This is a genomic window from Endozoicomonas sp. SESOKO3 (assembly GCF_024606255.1).
Genome location: NZ_JAHHPR010000012.1, coordinates 1 through 2,156, shown reverse-complemented (window position 1 = coordinate 2,156; position 2,156 = coordinate 1). Strand labels below are relative to the sequence as shown.

At 51.3% G+C, this 2,156-nt stretch carries 2 protein-coding genes and 1 pseudogene; 1 reads left to right on the top strand and 2 read right to left on the bottom strand.

Going from position 1 to position 2,156, the window contains the following annotated elements:
* The coding region (locus KDK18_RS14585) for a helicase-related protein (protein ID WP_257252317.1) at nucleotides 1-823 on the bottom strand (823 nt) is incomplete at its 3' end.
* Between KDK18_RS14585 and KDK18_RS00100 the strand changes: the two genes are divergently transcribed.
* Nucleotides 806-1,675: a hypothetical protein gene (locus tag KDK18_RS00100; protein WP_257252316.1), complete on the top strand. Its 870-nt coding sequence runs from the start codon at nucleotides 806-808 to the stop codon at nucleotides 1,673-1,675. The two genes, KDK18_RS14585 and KDK18_RS00100, sit on opposite strands and share 18 nt — an antisense overlap.
* Nucleotides 1,676-1,808: 133 nt before the next feature.
* On the opposite strand, the pseudogene KDK18_RS00095 reads toward KDK18_RS00100, so the two are convergent.
* Nucleotides 1,809-2,156 (bottom strand): annotated as a pseudogene (locus tag KDK18_RS00095) (lipid A biosynthesis lauroyl acyltransferase); the annotation flags it as partial.

Genomic DNA, 2,156 nt, shown 5'->3' with positions numbered 1-2,156 from the left:
GCTCAAAGACCATGCTGCCAGACGGGCAGGTATCAGCGAATGCGTTCAGGCCCTGGTCATACCAGTGGAAGATTAATTCCTGTCCAGTGCCTTCTATGTAAGGAACATGAATTTTGATGGTCTCGGTCTGGCCAATTCGATCGAGTCGTCCGATACGCTGTTCCAGCAGATCCGGGTGAGCGGGCAAATCGAAGAGCACCAGGTGGTGGGCAAACTGGAAGTTTCGACCTTCACTGCCAATTTCGGAGCAGACCAGAACCTGGGCGCCGTATTCTTCATCAGCAAACCACGCAGCTGCACGATCTCGTTCCACGATCGTCATGTTCTCATGGAACACTGCCGTGGGTATGCCTGACAGAATTCTGAGGGCGTCCTCGAGGTCCAGAGCGGTATTGGCGTTGGCACAGATCACCAGCACTTTCTGCTTTTTGAGCAGTTTTAGCAGGTTAATCAGCCAGTCTATGCGTGGGTCGACTTTCCACCAGGGGTCCATGTCGTTAACACGGATATGGGACTGGTAAGCCAGTTCAGGATAGAGCGAACCGCGGACTTCAGTTTCTTCTTCCTGGGCAATCTGATAAAGCTCAGGCAGTTTCTGGGCGTAGCCCTGTACGACACGACCGGGGAATCCACCTACGGCTGCACGGGTATTTCTGAACAACACCCGGCCAGTACCATGGCGGTCCAGCAGAGTTTTTAGCAGTTGTTCACGAGCTGCTTCTTTTTGCTCATCAGAGCCATCATTGATCAGGTCGATCAGTGGTTGGCAGTCCTGGCCGAGGAAACCGGCAAGCTCAATGCAAAAATGAATGAGTACCTCCACAATGGTCGGGATCGCCTGCTGGAAATCAACTCCCGTGGCACTCTTTCCAGTGAAGACCTGATAAACGACATCGAAGCACAGGAAGAACCCAGACAGCTCAAGCGCTATATGGAAAAGCTGTTTGAAGGATTTGGCGTCGATTCAGAAGATCATTCCAAGCATTGCCTCGTTGTACGTCCTGGCAGCCATATGGTGACATCCTTCCCAGGTCTTCCGGCTGACGGCATTACCGTCACCTTTGATCGGGAGTTGGCCCTTTCCCGGGAAGATATGCATTTTCTCACCTGGGAGCACCCCATGGTTCGTGAAAGCATGGACATGCTGCTCACCAGTGAGATGGGCAACACTTCGGTCGCTCTGCTGAAAAACAAAGCGCTGAAACCCGGCACAATGTTGCTGGAAGCGATCTATGTCGTCGGTGCTACGGGAGAGAAAAAACTGCAACTGGATCGATACCTGCCCGCGACACCGATTCGCTGCCTGATCGACCCTGGCATGAACAACCTATCAGAAAAAGTTGCCTTCGATACCCTCAATGCCCAGCTTCAGCCCATTAAGAAAGGGATGGCAAAAAAACTGGTGAAAGCGCAACGGGAACCGATTCTGACCATGTTGGCCAAAGCAGAGCAAGCAGCGAAGGAACAGGTTAATCCCATTGTGACCGAAGCCTGCAAAAACCTGCTAAGCCATGTTACGGAAGAGATCAAGCGACTGGCTGCCCTGAAAGCAGTGAACCCGAACGTGCGTGATGAAGAGATCGAACACCTCAAACTGCGTGCCGCAATGGGTCATCAATGCCTTCAGAAAGCGATGCTCAGGCTGGATGGTTTGCGGTTGATGATTGCGGGTTAACAATCTGTTCTGACCCACCCATGAAGAAATGCAGCTATCCAGCTGCATTTCTTTTTAGGTATATATCTACTTCCAAAACAATTGAATCACAGAGGCAACATTGGTACTCAGTTATTTCATCAGATCGTGGCAACTACTTTTGATAAAAACCCACCTCACCTTCAGGCCGGGTCTTAAATCGGCGATGCAGCCACATATACTGATCCGGTTTTTTCCTGACCTGCTCTTCTACAAATTGATTGACCCGGATCGCATCCTGCAGATCATCGCCCCGGGGAAAGTCCTTCCAGGCCTCAAACACCTCAAGGACATAGCCCCGGGAACCCGGTTTTCGGGTGACCACCATAGGCACGACCCTGGCCTTACCCATTTTGGTCATTCTTGAAGTGCCAGTCACTGATGCCGCCTGCATACCAAAAAAAGGGGCAAAAACACTTTGTTTGGGACCATAATCCTGATCAGGTGAGTACCAGACGGTTTT